13 protein-coding genes are annotated in these 16,681 nt (G+C 38.1%); 8 read left to right on the top strand and 5 right to left on the bottom strand.

The genetic code is table 11. The annotated features are described in order from the left end of the window. Positions 1-23 precede the first annotated feature (23 nt). Entirely contained in the window at positions 24-1,277 is a 1,254-nt protein-coding gene (proA, locus tag HMPREF3020_RS03255; protein WP_070775531.1) for a glutamate-5-semialdehyde dehydrogenase, read from the bottom strand. 221 nt (positions 1,278-1,498) lie between these two features. Between proA and HMPREF3020_RS03250 the strand changes: the two genes are divergently transcribed. After that, on the top strand, positions 1,499-1,762 hold the full coding sequence (locus tag HMPREF3020_RS03250) for a hypothetical protein (RefSeq protein ID WP_049374566.1): 264 nt from the start codon (positions 1,499-1,501) through the stop codon (positions 1,760-1,762). Positions 1,763-1,838: 76 nt separating this feature from the next. Here the strand turns inward: HMPREF3020_RS03250 and HMPREF3020_RS03245 are convergent, their stop codons facing one another. Then, positions 1,839-2,501, bottom strand: a complete 663-nt coding sequence (locus tag HMPREF3020_RS03245) for a trimeric intracellular cation channel family protein (RefSeq protein ID WP_065243137.1) — start codon at positions 2,499-2,501, stop codon at positions 1,839-1,841. 132 nt (positions 2,502-2,633) lie between these two features. On the opposite strand from HMPREF3020_RS03245, the gene HMPREF3020_RS03240 reads away from it, so the two are divergent. Together HMPREF3020_RS03240 and HMPREF3020_RS03235 are read left to right on the top strand one after the other, a co-directional pair. Further along, positions 2,634-3,434, top strand: a complete 801-nt coding sequence (locus HMPREF3020_RS03240; RefSeq protein ID WP_070775530.1) for a hypothetical protein — start codon at positions 2,634-2,636, stop codon at positions 3,432-3,434. Beyond that, positions 3,434-4,312, top strand: coding sequence for a DMT family transporter (locus HMPREF3020_RS03235; RefSeq protein WP_070775529.1), 879 nt, complete (start codon positions 3,434-3,436; stop codon positions 4,310-4,312). Before HMPREF3020_RS03240 ends, HMPREF3020_RS03235 begins: the two co-directional genes overlap by 1 nt. 51 nt (positions 4,313-4,363) lie before the next feature. On the opposite strand, the gene HMPREF3020_RS03230 is transcribed toward HMPREF3020_RS03235, so the two are convergent. Further along, on the bottom strand, positions 4,364-4,582 hold the full coding sequence (locus HMPREF3020_RS03230; RefSeq protein ID WP_005695756.1) for an HP1242/YdcH family protein: 219 nt from the start codon (positions 4,580-4,582) through the stop codon (positions 4,364-4,366). Positions 4,583-4,821: 239 nt separating this feature from the next. On the opposite strand from HMPREF3020_RS03230, the gene serS reads away from it, so the two are divergent. Together serS and tehA are read left to right on the top strand one after the other, a co-directional pair. Further along, the gene (gene serS, locus HMPREF3020_RS03225; protein WP_070775528.1) at positions 4,822-6,111 is read left to right on the top strand and encodes a serine--tRNA ligase; all 1,290 of its coding nucleotides are present in this window, start codon (positions 4,822-4,824) and stop codon (positions 6,109-6,111) included. A gap of 157 nt (positions 6,112-6,268) precedes the next feature. Beyond that, entirely contained in the window at positions 6,269-7,213 is a 945-nt protein-coding gene (gene tehA / locus HMPREF3020_RS03220; protein ID WP_070775527.1) for a dicarboxylate transporter/tellurite-resistance protein TehA, read from the top strand. A 78-nt stretch (positions 7,214-7,291) separates the two neighbouring features. Here tehA and HMPREF3020_RS03215 read toward each other — a convergent pair whose 3' ends face one another. Continuing rightward, positions 7,292-8,005: a GntR family transcriptional regulator gene (locus tag HMPREF3020_RS03215; RefSeq protein ID WP_070775526.1), complete on the bottom strand. Its 714-nt coding sequence runs from the start codon at positions 8,003-8,005 to the stop codon at positions 7,292-7,294. 195 nt (positions 8,006-8,200) lie between these two features. Here HMPREF3020_RS03215 and malQ point away from each other — a divergent pair, with 195 nt between their 5' ends. The 3 genes from malQ to HMPREF3020_RS03200 are packed head-to-tail and all read left to right on the top strand — an operon-like array spanning position 8,201 to position 14,453. Then, positions 8,201-11,974 carry a 4-alpha-glucanotransferase gene (gene malQ / locus HMPREF3020_RS09340; RefSeq protein WP_083315422.1) on the top strand — a complete coding sequence of 1,258 codons (3,774 nt, stop codon included), beginning with the start codon at positions 8,201-8,203 and terminating at the stop codon, positions 11,972-11,974. A 9-nt stretch (positions 11,975-11,983) separates the two neighbouring features. Further along, the gene (locus tag HMPREF3020_RS03205; protein WP_005698783.1) at positions 11,984-12,775 is read left to right on the top strand and encodes an endonuclease/exonuclease/phosphatase family protein; all 792 of its coding nucleotides are present in this window, start codon (positions 11,984-11,986) and stop codon (positions 12,773-12,775) included. 10 nt (positions 12,776-12,785) lie between these two features. After that, positions 12,786-14,453 carry a PTS transporter subunit IIBC gene (locus HMPREF3020_RS03200; RefSeq protein ID WP_070775525.1) on the top strand — a complete coding sequence of 556 codons (1,668 nt, stop codon included), beginning with the start codon at positions 12,786-12,788 and terminating at the stop codon, positions 14,451-14,453. Positions 14,454-14,655: 202 nt separating this feature from the next. Here HMPREF3020_RS03200 and rnb read toward each other — a convergent pair whose 3' ends face one another. Continuing rightward, positions 14,656-16,635 carry an exoribonuclease II gene (rnb, locus tag HMPREF3020_RS03195; protein WP_070775524.1) on the bottom strand — a complete coding sequence of 660 codons (1,980 nt, stop codon included), beginning with the start codon at positions 16,633-16,635 and terminating at the stop codon, positions 14,656-14,658. Positions 16,636-16,681: the final 46 nt, after the last annotated feature.

Here is a 16,681-nt window from a genome sequence, read left to right as displayed (position 1 = left end):
GTTTTTTTTATGGATGGAACAGATTATTTGCGGGAAGTGTAATCGCCAACACAAACCCATTTATAGCTGGTTAAGGCTTCTAATCCCATTGGGCCACGAGCATGAAGTTTTTGAGTACTTACCGCCACTTCTGCACCTAAACCAAATTGTCCGCCATCGGTAAATCGAGTACTTGCATTAACATACACGGCTGCTGCATCTACTTGATTGATAAATTGTGTGGCTAATCGTTGGTTTTCCGTCAAGATACTTTCTGAATGTTGTGTGCCATATTCACGAATGTGAGCAATTGCCGCATCCATATCTTCAACCACCACGACATTGAGATCGAGTGAGCCCCATTCTTGGCGTAATGCTTGTTCAGTCGCTTCTTGCACATCGACATTTGCAGCTTGAAGAATAGAAAGTGCGGTCGATTTTGCATGGAATTTTACTTTTTTCTCGGCTAAATATTTCGCGAGTTTTGGTAGGAAGGTTTCTGCAATCGAGCGTTGAACTAAAAGCGTTTCCAGCGTATTACATGTGCTTGGACGTTGGCATTTTGCATTAGCAATCACCGCTAGGGCTTTTTCTTGGTCAGCACTTTCTTCCACAAAAAGATGACAAACACCCACACCACCGACAATCACTGGAATGGTAGAATGTTGTTTACAAAGCTCATGCAAACCGGCGCCCCCGCGAGGAATAATCATATCCACATAGCGATCCAATTTAAGCAATTGCATCACAAGTTCACGATTCGGATCCGTAATAGCTTGGACTGCATGGCGAGGTAATCCCGCTTGTTCAAGGGCATTTTGTACCACTTCTACTAAAATTTGGTTGGAATGTTGTGTTTCCTTTCCTCCACGTAAAATCACGGCATTACCGGTTTTTAAGCAAAGGCTTGCTACATCAATGGTGACATTGGGACGTGCTTCGTAAATGGTACCAATTACGCCAAGCGGTGTACGAACGCGTTCAATTTTTAATCCGCTATCTAAGGTACCTCCATCAATGATTTTACCTATAGGATCCGTGAGAGAAATCACATGCCGCACATCATTCGCAATGCCTTTTAGGCGATCTTCGGTTAATAAGAGGCGGTCAATTAAGGCTTCAGATAAGCCATTTTGTTTCGCAATTTCAATATCTTTTTGGTTTGCGGCAAGAATACGCTCCGCTTGTTGTTCTAATTGATCTGCAATAATGCTGAGCGCATGATTTTTTTCAGTGGTGTTTAACTGCGCTAAAATAAAGGCTGCATCTTTGGCCTGTTTGCCCATTTGTTCTAACATATTGAATCCCTTGTTATTGCAACAAAATATGGTGTAGCTTATCGTAAAAATGCGTAAGGTGAAATGATTAAAATTAAGGATTTTGTGAATTAGGTGTGATGATTTATCATTTGATAGATTTTGTATTGGTGTTTTGTAAGCTCGGCCTATTTTGAAAATAGTCTCCAGTGGGGTAACCAATTACTTGCAGTAAAGCTAGATTTTAAATAAGGTGATTAAAAATGAGACTAAATAAATTTGTTAGGATAGTAATAGCCTCTATTTTTTCTGTTAGTTTTATTTACTTTACCTTAGTATTGAGAAACGATATAACACCGAGCTTTAATCATTTCTTTTATAATTTATTAATATGGGGGCCATTTTTTATTTTTGTTCTTTTAGGGGCTTCTTACTATCAAAAAATTTATGATGAAGAATCTTTAAAAAAGATTGAAAAGGCTAAAAAATTAAAAGAAATGAAGAAATTAAAGAAAAGGAAATCTTAGATATATCGTCCTAGTACGGTAGAGCAGACAAATATCCAAGCTGACTTCCTAATGTGTCACATATTTTGACATGATGTTATTTTGTTTTCTTCGGTAATTTATCATTTGTTTCCTCTTCTTGCTCTTGGAAATCGAAAACGGGTAGTCCCCAGCCAAATCGAACAGCAAGTAAACGTAATGCAAAACCACTGAATAACGTGAGTAAAATTGAAAGCGTGTGTTCTACTTGAATGTGTTGTAATGCCATATACATAGCGGCAGAGAAGAATGACACGCTCGCGTAAAGTTCTTTTTGGAACACAAGGGGAATGCGGTTACACAGTAAATCACGCAACACACCACCAAATGCACCTGTCACCGTTGCCGCAATGGATGTCACGGTAAAGCCATAACCCATATCAATGGCAATTTGCGCACCGATAATGGAATATACGATTAATCCTAAAGCATCTAACACCAAGAAAATCGTGCGGAAGTAGCGCATGAAATGTTTGATGAAGGGCGCGATAAAAACCGTTAATACAGCTGCACCAGCCACCATAATGAAATATTCAGGATGTTTAACCCAGCCAAGCGGGTAGTGCCCAAGTAAAACATCGCGTACCGAACCGCCGCCAATCGCCGTCACGCAGGCAATAATAATTACCCCAAAAATATCCATTTTTTCTCGTCCAGCGGCTAATGCACCGGTAATTCCTTCGGCAGTTATTCCAATAATATAAAGTACGCTTAATAGCATTTTTTTGTGGTTCCTAAGTGCGGTTATAATTCTGCTTATTTTAAAAGGGAATGAGTCAAAATGCACGAAAGCCATTAAAAAAAGCTGTAAATTTTGGCATAATGACGCCTTCTTTTTCTAATCGAGAATCTTATGTCAGAAGAACAATCCAAACCCTTAGCCGCATTTCTTGCTCTCTTGCCAATTGGGTTGCTATTAATTATTGAATTTTTTGCAGAGTCTTTGCAATCTGCTGAAAAATTGATTCCTCATTTAGCCTTTGGTGTGCTGATTGCTCAGTTACTTTGTTTGGTAGCCTTTATTAAAGGCGAAATTTGTCCAGGACAACGCGGACGTTTAATCAAAGCAAATGTCTGTTTTGCACTTTATTGGTTAGTTTGGCTTGGAATGAGCTTAGCCTCACCACATCATTATGTGATGACTGATATTGTCAGTTTATGTGGATTATCTGCTGTATATGCAGTATGGAAACAACCTAAGGATGAAGTCGCTCGCCGTGGTTTTCTTTTAATGGCATCGTTGGTGAGTGGATTGGGTGTGATTGCGTATTTGATGATTTTCTTTGGCAATCCAACACCAAATTTCGTGCAATATAATCCATTGGCGCAAGCGGTGATGGGGGTATTATTGGCGAATTTATGCTTGTCTGTTTCTCGTAATCGTCTGCAAGGTTTCATTGCGTTACTGCCATTATTGATGATTTTACTGCTTGCACTGAATGCGTTAGCAGTACTGATCTTTATTGTTTATCAAGGTGTAAGTGCGGTCAGTTTTGATGGTGTTTTCGCATACGGTATTTATTTTATTCTTCATTTAGTAATAGCAGGGGTATTGCTTTTGCACAGTGTTAATAAATGGAAACTTAGTTATAACAGCTTACTCATTTTGTTCTTTATGGCAGCGAGTTTGGCTGTCTGGGCAATGTTTATTTAATGGATAAAATAAAATCTTACGCCGCCCCGATGTTAGTCGTGGGCTGCGTGCTATTCGGTTTAGGAAGCCTAATTGTGAAGTTTGTGCCAGTGGGTGGTTATGCCATTGCATTTTGGCGTTTACTTATTGCCTCTTTTATTTTCTGGTTCTTAATGAAATTAAAAAGACAGCGTTTCCCGAAAAGCCGTAAAGCGATGATGTATGCTGCATTAGCCGGCATCTTTTTAGCTTTTGATTTATCTTTTTGGCATGAAAGTGTATATGCGGTAGGGCTGGGTATTTCAACATTGCTGAATAGCTTGCAGATTTTCTTTTTGGCCGCAATTGGCTATTTTTTCTTTGGTGAACGCCAAACGAAATTACAAATGTTAAGCCTTTTTTTAGCGGTTGCGGGTGTAGTCTTAATCTCAGGGGAAGAATTGCAACATAATTTTGACGGTATGTACGGCATTATCATTGGGCTCATTTCGGCAGGCATGCTTGCTGCTTCAATGATTATGATTAAAAAAGTGCACGAAGAAGAACCTACCGCTTTATTTTCGTTAATGTTTATTCTGAGCTTAAGTGGTGCGCTTGTCTTAATTATTCCTTCGATAATTTTTAATCCTGATAATCTTTATCCAACCACCTTCACCGATTGGGGATTGGTCTTCATTTATGGTGCAGTGATGCAATGTGTCGCATGGGGCATGATTGCTTATACAATCCCTTATTTATCGTTAGGCTTAACGGGTTTATTACTTCTTTCTGAACCGGTGGTGGCGCTCGTAATTGATTATTTTGGATTAGATAAGCCAATCAATCATTGGCAATGGGCAGGGGCAGTGCTGACATTAGTGGCGATTTATCTGGGCTCTCAAAAAAACAAAACCACTTAAAACAAAAAAGTGCGGTAAATTTCACCGCACTTTGTCTTCACATTAAACCAATTACTCAGCTGCTTTCTTTTTCAAGTATTGATAGAGCTCGTCTTTAATCCGTAATTTTTCTTTTTTCAAGTTCTCAATTTCCGTATGAGTAGCGAGTTCTATGTTATCAATCTTATTTTTGATCTCTTGATCTAACACATTGTGTTTTTCAAACAAGCGATCAAAATAAGCATCTTTGTTTTTGAGATTAGTAATTAAATCGCGAAATTCAGGAAACATAGGTTACTCCTCTTGGTTAACGTTCATTTTCATTATAGAACTTTTTTTTGCTGTTTCTAGTGCCTCATTCTCAGAATTTGACAGAGATCACAAAATTAAATTATGGCAAAGTGCGGTCACAAAATTGAATCTTTTTTGAAGTGGTTAATTAAAGAAAAATCAGGGTTTTAACTGGTTTATTTGCTCAAAGCACGCTAGAATAAAGGTATCTGTTTCATAATGAAAAATAGGGAATTCCAATGATCGATCCAAATTTACTCCGTAATAATCTGGCTGAAGTAGCAGAAAAATTAAAAGTAAAACGTAACTTTATTCTTGATACGGAAAAACTTACCGCATTAGAAGAACAACGCAAAGATTTACAAGTAAAAACTGAAACATTACAAGCAGAGCGTAACGCGCGTTCCAAAGCTATTGGTGCGGCAAAAGCACGTGGTGAAGACATTGCACCATTATTGGCTGAAGTAGATAACATGGGCGAACAGCTTAATGAAGCGAAGTCCCAACTAGATGCCGTGTTAGCCGAAATCAATCAAATCGCGTTAAGCATTCCAAACCTTCCAGCAGATGAAGTGCCATTAGGTAAAGATGATACTGAAAATAAAGAAATTTTACGTTGGGGTACACCGCGTACCTTTGATTTTGATATCAAAGATCACGTGTCATTAGGTGAAGATGCCAATGGCTTAGATTTTGCTGCTGGAGCTAAATTAGCAGGTGCGCGCTTTGCGGTAATGAAAGGTCAAATTGCTAAAATGCACCGTGCGTTAGCGCAATTCATGTTAGATCTTCATACCGAACAACATGGCTATTTAGAAACCTATGTGCCTTATTTAGTTAACCATGCGACCCTTTATGGTACAGGCCAATTACCAAAATTTGGTGAAGATTTATTCCATACTTTAGCGTTAGAAGGTGAGCAACCTTACGCATTAATTCCAACAGCGGAAGTGCCAGTGACCAACCTTGTACGTGATGTGATTATTGATGAAGCAGAATTGCCAATCAAAATGACCGCACATACACCATGTTTCCGCTCTGAAGCGGGATCATATGGTCGTGATACCCGTGGTTTAATTCGTATGCACCAATTCGATAAAGTCGAAATGGTACAAATCGTCGATCCAGATAAATCTATGGAAGCGCTTGAAGAGTTAACCGGCCATGCAGAAAAAGTATTACAACTTTTAAATCTACCATATCGTAAAGTCTTACTTTGTACCGGAGATATGGGCTTTGGTTCTTGCAAAACTTACGACTTAGAAGTGTGGGTGCCTGCACAAAATACTTATCGTGAGATTTCTTCTTGCTCAAATATGTGGGATTTCCAAGCCCGTCGTATGCAAGCACGTTGTAAAGCGAAAGGGGATAAGAAAACTCGCTTAGTACACACATTAAATGGTTCTGGTTTAGCAGTCGGTCGTACTTTAGTAGCCGTGCTTGAGAACTACCAAAATGCAGACGGCTCAATTACGGTGCCAGAAGTATTACGTCCTTACATGGGCGGATTAGAAGTGATCTGCAAATAATCCAAAATATATAAATTCAATTTAGGGCTAATGTTTATTAGCCCTTTCTTTCATCTAGAGAAATGAGATTTTTATTCTAGTCTTTGAGATAAATCCACATCAATATTCATGCATTTAGAGGTAATCTTATAAGGTATCAATTTTTAGGAGAATAATAATGACTGATAAACGACCATTTCCATTACCAACAGGGTATTTTGCGATTCCATTAGGTTTAAGCGCTTTATCTTTAGCCTGGTTGCATATGGGCGATACGCTCTCTTTTTCTCGAAATGTGAGTGATATTATTGGCGTAACGTCTGTTTCAGTATGGGCACTTTTCGTCTTGCTCTATATTTATAAAATGATTTATTTCTCTCAAGAAGTACGAGATGAATATTGTTGTCCGATACGTTTTTCTTTTCTTGCATTAATACCGATTACAACGATGTTAAGCGGGGATGTTCTGTATCGCTGGTTTCCTACCATCGGTGAGGGATTAATTTGGATCGGGACAATTGGGCAATTATTGTTTGCTTCAGTGCGAATTAGTGCGTTATGGAAAGATGGCACATTTGAGGAAAAATCGACACTGCCACCTTTTTATTTGCCCTCTGTGGCGACTAACTTTACAAGTGCCTCATCATTAGCCTTGTTAGGCTATCAAGATTTAGGCTATTTGTTCTTAGGTGCAGGGATGATCGCTTGGATTATTTATGAACCGGTATTATTCCAACGTTTACGCGTGTTGCAGATTGAACCACAATTTCGTCCAACCATGGGGATCATTCTCGCTCCAGCATTTGTGGGCTCGTCAGCTTACTTATCGCTTAATGGGGGAGAGATCGATCTTTTCGTTAAGCTCTTATGGGGATATGGCTTTTTACAAATGTTATTTTTAATTCGCCTGTTCCCTTGGATTAGTGAAAAAGGGCTAAATATTGGTTTTTGGTCTTTTTCATTCGGATTAGCTTCTTTAGCAAATGGGGCGGTTTCTTTTGTGCACCATAACGTACTGAGCGGGTTGGCAAACGGTGCGTTTATCTTTGCTAACTTGATGATTGGTGGCTTAGTACTGATGACGCTAGGAAAGCTCTTAAAAGGACAATTTTGGTTAAAGTAGTTTAAACAAAAAGTGCGGTTAAAAATGACCGCACTTTTTTTATGAATTTTTAATCACAACGTGTCATTTACAAAAAAACTAGACATGTCGTTTTGCTGTTGATGTAAATGCAATTTTATCTGGTCGATAGCTAATACTCCCATATTGAAACGGTCGACCATCCGCCAAATAAGTGGTACTCGTCACATTCACAACCATGTCATACTCACCAAGATCAATTGCCTTTTTTTCTTCTTCGTTTGCATAGCGAAAGACAATTTTTCGTTGTGAGTGACTAATTTTTAATTTTAATTCGTTTTCCAAATAGTGATAAATAGAGTGTTCAGCGATTTCTCGGCTAATAAAAGGCACGATGCGGCGATCAAAATAAGAAACCTCATATTCAACGGCTTCGCCATCAATTTCACGGAGGCGAGCAATACGGTAGAAATCGATCTGATCGTCGACATTAAAAATATGCATCAGCTCTTCTTCACCTTGCACAATATACAAGCTGGTTAATGTGGTTTTTACTTGATGTGTTGAGGCACTATTTAATTCGCTGACGGTTTTAATTTCGGAAAGCATTTGTGGTTTAGATAAATCATGTTTTAAAACAATCGAATTTCTGCCTTGTTGCTTTTGAATATAACCATCGATTTCAAGTAAAGAAAGCGCTTTTCGAATAGTATCTTTAGAAAAACCATAGCTTTGCATGAGTTCATTTTCACTCGGAAGCTCTTGCAATGGCGCTAAATTACCATTGTTAATTTGGGTCTTTATCTCATTATAGACCTGCTTATACTTGCTCATTTTTAATCCTTTTATCTATCGTTGGTTCCATAGGTGTCGTCATAGCATATCATAAAATCATAAATGTTATACGTATAAAATGTGATATTAGTCACTCTTTTACGAAAATGTTCTAAACTTTTACGTATAAGTTGTTGCATAAAAATACGGTTAGGTTAGAATGAGCCAAAATGATAACTTCCTAGAGGAAATATTATGCTTACTCGTTCAAGTGGTGTTCTTATGCACATTACCTCGCTACCAAATGCATTCGGAATTGGTAGCTTTGGGCAATCGGCTTATGATTTTGTCGATTTTTTAGTTGAAACCAAACAAACTTATTGGCAAATTCTTCCACTCACTACCACCAGTTATGGTGATTCTCCTTATCAATCTTTCTCTGCGGTTGCAGGTAATACTCATCTTATTGATTTTGATTTATTAACCCAAATGGGCTTGTTGAAAGAAGCTGATTATGCATCAGTCAATTTTGGTGATGATCCAACTAGCGTGGATTATGAGCGCGTCTTCTATGCGCGCCGTCCGATTTTAGAAATAGCCGTGAAAAATTTTTTAGAGAATCAATCATTCCAAGCTGATTTCAAACACTTCGAGAAAAGCAATCGTTTATGGTTGGATGATTTTGCTGAGTTTATGGCAATTAAAGGGCATTTTGGCAATCAAGCATTGCAAAAATGGGATGATAAAAAAGCTGTGGCTCGAGATCCAAGTGCATTGGAAAAATATCGCACCATGTTAGCGGAGCAAATTCAGTACTTTAAAGTGACGCAATATTTCTTCTTCAAACAATGGACTGAATTAAAAAATTACGCAAATCAAAAAGGCATTCAGATCATCGGTGATATGCCGATTTACGTGGCTGCAGATAGCGTGGAAGTTTGGACAAAACCTGAACTCTTCCAATTAGATAAAGAACGTAATCCGCTTTTTGTCGCGGGGGTTCCTGCCGATCAGTTCAGTGCAACTGGGCAACTTTGGGGCAATCCGCTTTACGATTGGGAAGAGCATAAAAAACAAGGCTATGCGTGGTGGATTCATCGTATTGAAGAAAGCTTCAAGATTTATGATGTACTTCGTATCGACCATTTCAAAGGTTTCTCTGATTATTGGCAGGTAGATGGAAAAGCAGATATTGCTAAATATGGTAGTTGGCAGCCAGGTCCCGGCTATGATTTATTCAAAGCTGTTAAAGAGCAATTGGGTGACTTACCGATTATTGCCGAAGATTTAGGTAATATTGATGATAAAGCCAGAAAATTGCTTGCAGATTGTAATTACCCAGGCATGAAGATCCTACAATTTGGTTTTGAAGATGTCAGCGGAAAAAGCTTAGATAGTCCGCATTATTGCATCCCACATTCCATTGTTTATACCGGTACACATGATAACGATGTGACTAATGGTTGGTATAACGGACTTACCGAACAACAGCAACAATATATTAATGATTATACGCATCGTAGTGAGGATGAGTCGATTTGTCAGGCGATGATTCGTCAGCTCTTTGCAACGGTTAGCAATACGGCGATTGCCACAATGCAAGATGTTTTAGATTTGCCTGCGAGTTCAAGAATGAATGTTCCTTCAACAATTGGTGGAAACTGGCAATGGAGAATGCAGCAATCAGATTTAACGAAAGATAAAAAAGACTTTTTAGCCAAAATGACCACGTTATATCAACGTGCTAATCAGGAAAATCCAATGATTAAATTTAGTACATTTGTAAAAAACGAAACCAATAAATCGCTTGATCAATTAAGTGATAAAGAAACCTATATTCAATTATTAAATTACGTAAAAGCACTTGCTGCAGATAAACCTAAAAACACGGGTAAACGTAAGGTTTACTATATCTCAGCAGAGTTTTTAATCGGTAAATTACTTTCTAATAATCTCATTAACCTTGGTGTGTATCAAGATATTAAAGGGGAATTAGAAAGTGTGGGTAAATCATTAAGCCATATTGAAGATATTGAGCCAGAACCGTCTTTAGGAAATGGTGGGTTAGGTCGTTTGGCTTCTTGTTTTATTGATTCAATGTCTACGCTTGGCTTAAATGCTGAGGGGGTAGGTTTAAATTATCATTATGGTTTATTCAAACAAGTCTTTAAAAAGAATGAACAACATGCCGAGCCTAATGATTGGATTAAAGATAATTCTTGGTTAATTCCAACGGATATTAGCTATGAGGTGCCATTTAAGAAATTTACGTTAACTTCTAAATTAGATCGTATTGATATTCTAGGTTATAAGAAAGACACGAAAAACTATCTCAATTTATTTGATATTAAATCAGTAAATCCTAAATTGATTAAAAAAGGTATTGAGTTTGATAAAACTGCGATTGAAGAAAATCTGACTTTATTCCTTTACCCAGATGATTCAGATAAAAATGGGGAATTATTACGTATTTATCAACAATATTTCATGGTATCAAATGCTGCACAATTATTAATTGATGAAGCAATTGCGCGTGGCAGTAATTTACATGATTTAGCCGATTATGCGTATGTTCAGATCAACGATACTCACCCTTCAATGGTGATTCCTGAATTAATTCGCTTATTAACGGAAAAACATCAGATTAAATTTGCAGAAGCGGTTGAAATCGTACGTAATATGGTGGGCTATACCAACCATACGATTTTGGCTGAAGCGCTAGAAAAATGGCCACTCGATTATCTAGATGAAGTCGTGCCGCATTTGGTGGTGATCATTAAAAAATTAGATAAATTAGTGCGTGCAGAATATAAAGATCCTGCCGTACAAATTATTGATAAACAAAAACGTGTGCATATGGCACATATGGATATTCACTTTTCAAATTCTGTGAATGGTGTTGCCGCGTTACATACGGAGATTTTGAAAAATTCAGAACTTAAAGCGTTCTATGCTTTGTATCCTGAAAAATTCAATAATAAGACAAACGGCATTACCTTCCGTCGTTGGTTAGAGTTTTCTAACCAAGCATTAGCGGCTTACATTAAAGAATTGATTGGTGATGAGTATTTGCATGATGCAACGAAATTAGAGAAATTGTTAGCCTTTAAAGATGACAAAAAGGTTCATCAACAATTAGCGAAAATTAAGTTTGAAAACAAATTAGCGCTAAAAGCGTACCTTAAAGAAAATAAAGGTATTGAGTTAGATGAAAACTCAATTATTGATACGCAAATTAAGCGTTTCCATGAATATAAACGCCAACAAATGAATGCACTTTATGTGATTCATAAATACTTAGAAATTAAAGCAGGTAAATTACCAAAACGTAAAATTACCGTGATTTTTGGAGGAAAAGCGGCACCTGCTTATATTATTGCACAGGATATTATTCACTTAATTCTTTGTTTATCTGAGTTAATCAATAATGATCCTGAAGTGAACAAGTATTTAAACGTGCATTTAGTTGAAAACTATAATGTGAGTGTGGCGGAAAAACTCATTCCAGCAACGGATATTTCAGAACAAATTTCACTTGCCTCTAAAGAAGCTTCCGGTACAGGGAATATGAAATTTATGCTCAATGGTGCATTAACCTTAGGCACAATGGATGGGGCTAATGTTGAAATTGCAGAATTAGCTGGTGCTGAAAATATCTATACATTCGGTAAAGATTCAGAAAGCATTATTAAACTTTATGAAACAGCAGGTTATGTTTCAAAAGAGTATTATGAAAACGACAAGGATATTAAAAGAGCGGTCGATTTTATTCTAAATCCTGCCGTGGTGAAATTAGGCAATAAAACACGTTTAGAACGTCTTTATAACGAATTATTGAATAAAGACTGGTTTATGACGTTAATTGACTTTAATGCTTATGTTGATGCGAAAGAACAAATCTTAGCCGATTATGAAGATCAAGATAGTTGGAATGAGAAAGTGGTTCACAATATCGCCAAAGCAGGGTTCTTCTCATCAGACCGCACGATTGCTCAATATAATGCAGACATTTGGCATAGTGAGGGCTAAGGGGAAGCAATGAAACTACTTACCCTGAATGTACACGCTTGGTTAGAAGCTAACCAAGCGGAAAAAATAGAGATTCTTGCTGAGACTATTGTGGAAAAGGGTTATGACATCATTGCCTTACAAGAGGTTAATCAATTGATGTCTGCTCCTGCTATTTCGCCAACGTTAAAGCAAGATAACTATGGTGTCATTCTGTTAAATAAAATCAATCAACGCGTTGCACAAAAATATTCGCTTTTTTGGAGCAATTCGCATATTGGTTATGATAAATATGATGAAGGTATTGCGTTTCTAACGCGTTTACCTGTTTATGATGTTGATGCATTTTATTGTAGCCAACACCAACGTCTTGACTCAATTCTTTCGCGTAAAATTATTGGTTTGACGGTGGAATATCACGGTCAGTTAATTGAATGTTATTCTTGCCATATCAATTTGCCAAATTGTGATGGGGAAAACCAACTCGATAATGTTCGTTATATTGTAGAGCGGAGTCAAAGTGCGAATCTTAAAATCTTGATGGGCGATTTCAATACTGATGCAATAAGTGATCATCAAGCTTACCAGCAAATTAAATCCTTAGGCTTATTTGATACATTTGAAATGGCTGAGCAGAAGGATAGCGGTATCACTGTGGAAAAAGCGATTGACGGCTGGAAAGGTCATAGTCAAGAAAAGCGATTAGATTATATTTTTTTAAACCAAGCAAAAAGGGTTTTATCCAGTCAGGTTATTTTTAATGGAAAAAATAAACCGATTGTTTCCGACCATTTTGGCGTAGAAGTAGCTCTCATCTTGTAGGAGAATCAATATGAAAAAAATGCTCAGTTTTGAATTTTGGCAAAAATTCGGTAAGTGCCTAATGGTTGTGATTGCCGTGATGCCAGCCGCGGGTTTAATGGTGAGTATTGGTAACTCGCTGCCTTTAATTAGTGATGCTGAATGGCTAGCACGTGTCGGAAATATTATCGCCCAAATTGGTTGGGGGATTATCGGTAACCTTCATCTATTATTTGCTTTAGCGATTGGTGGTAGCTGGGCAAATGAGCGTGCGGGTGGAGCATTTGCAGCGGGTCTTGCTTTCATTTTAATTAACTTAATCACCGGTAACTTTTTCGGCGTGAAGATTGAAATGTTAGCGGATCCAAATGCTCATGTAAGTACTGTATTTACAGGAGAAATTCCTGTGGCGAATTACTTTGTGAATGTGCTTGGACAACCTGCGCTAAATATGGGGGTATTTGTCGGTATTATCGCAGGTTTTGTGGGTGCAACAACCTTCAATCGCTACTACAATTTCCGTAAATTACCTGAAGTACTCACTTTCTTTAATGGTAAACGTTTCGTTCCTTTCGTCGTCATTTATCGTTCTGTATTAGTGGCGATTTTCCTATCATTATTCTGGCCTTTAGTTCAAACCGGCATTAACCATTTCGGTCAATGGATTGCCAACTCACAAAGTTCAGCACCGATTTTAGCACCATTTGTTTACGGTACTTTAGAGCGTCTTTTACTTCCATTTGGTTTACACCATATGTTGACCATCCCAATGAACTACACTTCATTAGGCGGTACTTATGAATTCTTAACCGGTGCGCAACAAGGTAAACAGGTCTTTGGTCAAGATCCACTTTGGCTCGCATGGGTGACTGACTTAATTAACCTTAAAGATGCAGGTAATTTAACGCAATATAATGAACTTCTTTCAACCGTAACACCTGCTCGCTTCAAAGTAGGGCAAATGATTGGTTCAACCGGTATCCTAATGGGCTTGACACTTGCGATGTATATCAACGTAGATGAAGACAAGAAAAAACTCTATAAAGGTATTTTCCTTTCATCAGCACTTGCGGTGTTCTTAACAGGCGTAACTGAACCAATTGAATATATGTTTATGTTTGTCGCATTACCGCTTTATATTGTTTATGCTTTAGTACAAGGTTGTGCTTTCGCCATGGCAGATATTGTGGACTTACGCGTGCATTCATTCGGTAACATTGAGTTCTTAACGCGTACACCGATGGCGATTAAAGCTGGTATTGGTATGGATGTAATCAACTTTATTTGGGTATCGATCCTCTTTGCAGTGGCTATGTTCTTTATCGCGAACTTTATGATTAAGAAATTTAACCTTGCCACAGCGGGCCGTAATGGTAACTATGATGCAAAAGGTTCTTCAGATGAAGCTCCTAGCAATGAGCCAAAAGTGGCGAATGCTAGTACGCAAGTTATCCAAATCATCAACTTGCTTGGTGGACGTAATAACATTGCAGATGTTGATGCTTGTATGACACGTTTACGTATCACCGTACATAATCCAGAGTTAGTGGGTGATGAAGCAAGTTGGAAACAAGCAGGTGCAATGGGCTTTATTGTGAAAGGCTCTGGTATCCAAGCGATTTATGGTCCAAAAGCAGATGTCTTAAAATCGGATATTCAAGACGTGCTTTCATCTGGCGTTGATATTCCTAAAATGTAATTCTGCCTAAATCCTCATCTTATCCCCGCTCTTCAAGGCGGGGATATCATTATAAATACTTCATCTCGATATTGCTCATCCTCATTCCATTCACAAAATAATACTATCAATGTAAAAAATATTGTCACAACTTTGGTGCTATAAAAGAATACCGCCCGTTGTGTAACGAGCGGTATTTGTAGTATTAGAAAGGAAGTGGTTATTAAATGATTAATTGACCGACAATACTGCGAGTTTCTTCTCGTACTTCGGTGAGTTTTACTTTCACTAAATCACCGATTTTGTAACGGCGCTCCCCTTGAATATACAGCGCTAATTCATCAGCATTCACTTGCATTTCATCTTTATTTGGATGCAACGTGGAAGCTGGTACGAACATGGATGCACCATTTTCTAATAATTGAACACGTAAACCACCACGCATCACATCTTGTACCTCTGCATCAAATTCAGCATTTTCAGCGACTTTGTCAGCAAGATAGCGACAATATAACCAATCTGCGATATCACGTTCGACCAAGCGATTTTGACGACGGGCTTCTTGTAAGCGAGCAAGGACTTCATCTTGTGGTTTTTCACAAGCTTGCTGTGTGAGCACGGCTTTAATTAAACGATGGTTCACCATATCGGAATATTTACGGATAGGCGATGTCCAGGTCGCATAACCTTCTAATCCAAGCCCAAAATGTGGAGCAAGTTCTGATTTAAATTCCGCAAAGGTTAAATAACGACGTAAACGGAATTCTAAATAGTCACCTTCAATCGGTTCAATATCATGACGCATTTGGCAATAACCTTTTAAGGTTGCCAAATTTTCTACCGAATAACGTTCAGCAAGTTCAGCTTGATTTTCTTCATTGGCTAAATTTGCCATTAAGAAATTATGTGCATTTTCTAAGAATTTTTTATCAAAACCAGTGTGTGTATTGAAAATACCGGTTTTAGCATGCTCCGCTAAGAATTGGGCGGCACAAATGTTGGCAATGATCATGGATTCTTCCACGATTTGATTTGCAATACGGCGATATTCCGCTTTAATTTCTTTCACTTTGCCATTTTCAGCGAGAATAAAAGAGTAGTCTGGTTTCTCTTTAAATAACAAGGAATGGGTTTTACGCCATTGAATACGTGCTTGAGTAAATTGATGTAACCAATCAATTTGCTGGGCAATTTCAGATGTTTCCGGTTGCCATGCATCCGGTACTTGTTCTAAATAATCTGAAATCTTGTTATAGGCTAATTTTGCTTTAGATTGTACATAAGCGGACACAAAACGTGGTTTCGCCGTGATATTACCCGCAAGATCTGTTTCAATGTAACACACTAATGCAGGACGAGTTTCATTTGCCATTAATGAACATAATTCATCAGATAATTCACGAGGCAACATAGGAATGTTGAAGCCAGGCAAATAATTGGTGAAACAACGCTGTTTAGCGTCTTTTTCAATTTGTGAATCTAATGCAATGTAAGCTGTTGGATCAGCAATGGCAACGACTAATCGCCAGCCGCTTTGTGTACCATTTTGCTCGATAGGTTCGATATAAAGGGCATCATCCATATCCTGAGTGCTTTCAGAGTCAATGGTGACAAAATGAAGTGCGGTCAGATCTTCACGTGTTTGTTGATCTAACATCTCATAACTTTCTGCACCTTGCACAGGATGACGAGATTGTTCATGACGTGCCAGCGTGACCCACCAAGGGGCTAATTCATCGTCAGCACGGCAGATAAATTGATTGATAGTAGCATAGAAAAAGCGATCATCACGTAATGGGTGCGTTTTCAAATTTGCGACGACCCAGTCGCCTTCTTGTAATTCTTCTTTGACGGATTTAGCTTGTTGCGCACCAATGGGTTGGTTGATACTTGGATGATCAACCAAAACTTGCAATTTCTTGTCTTTATTGAACCGCACTTTGGCAATAAAGCGCGTGAGCATTGGCTCAATTAATTCTTCAGGTTCAGCTTGCTCTTTATCGCCTTGCTTTTCAATGGTGGCTTTGATTTTGTCACCATGCATCACTTTTTTCATTGTAGGAGGGGCAATAAAGTAGCTTTTTTTATCGCACTCTAAAAAACCATAAGCTTTATCAGTACTTTTTACCACGCCTTCAACGTGTTCTTTGCTATCGTGGATTTGTTGCTTAAGTTGTGCGAGTAATGGATTATCTTGGAACATAGTTATATTTAAAAAAAGAGAAAAGGCAGACTGAAAAGCCTGCCTA

Origin of the sequence: Haemophilus sp. HMSC068C11 (genome assembly GCF_001815355.1) — a bacterium.
Taxonomy (GTDB): domain Bacteria; phylum Pseudomonadota; class Gammaproteobacteria; order Enterobacterales; family Pasteurellaceae; genus Haemophilus_D.
This window is presented reverse-complemented; position numbering and strand designations above follow the sequence as displayed.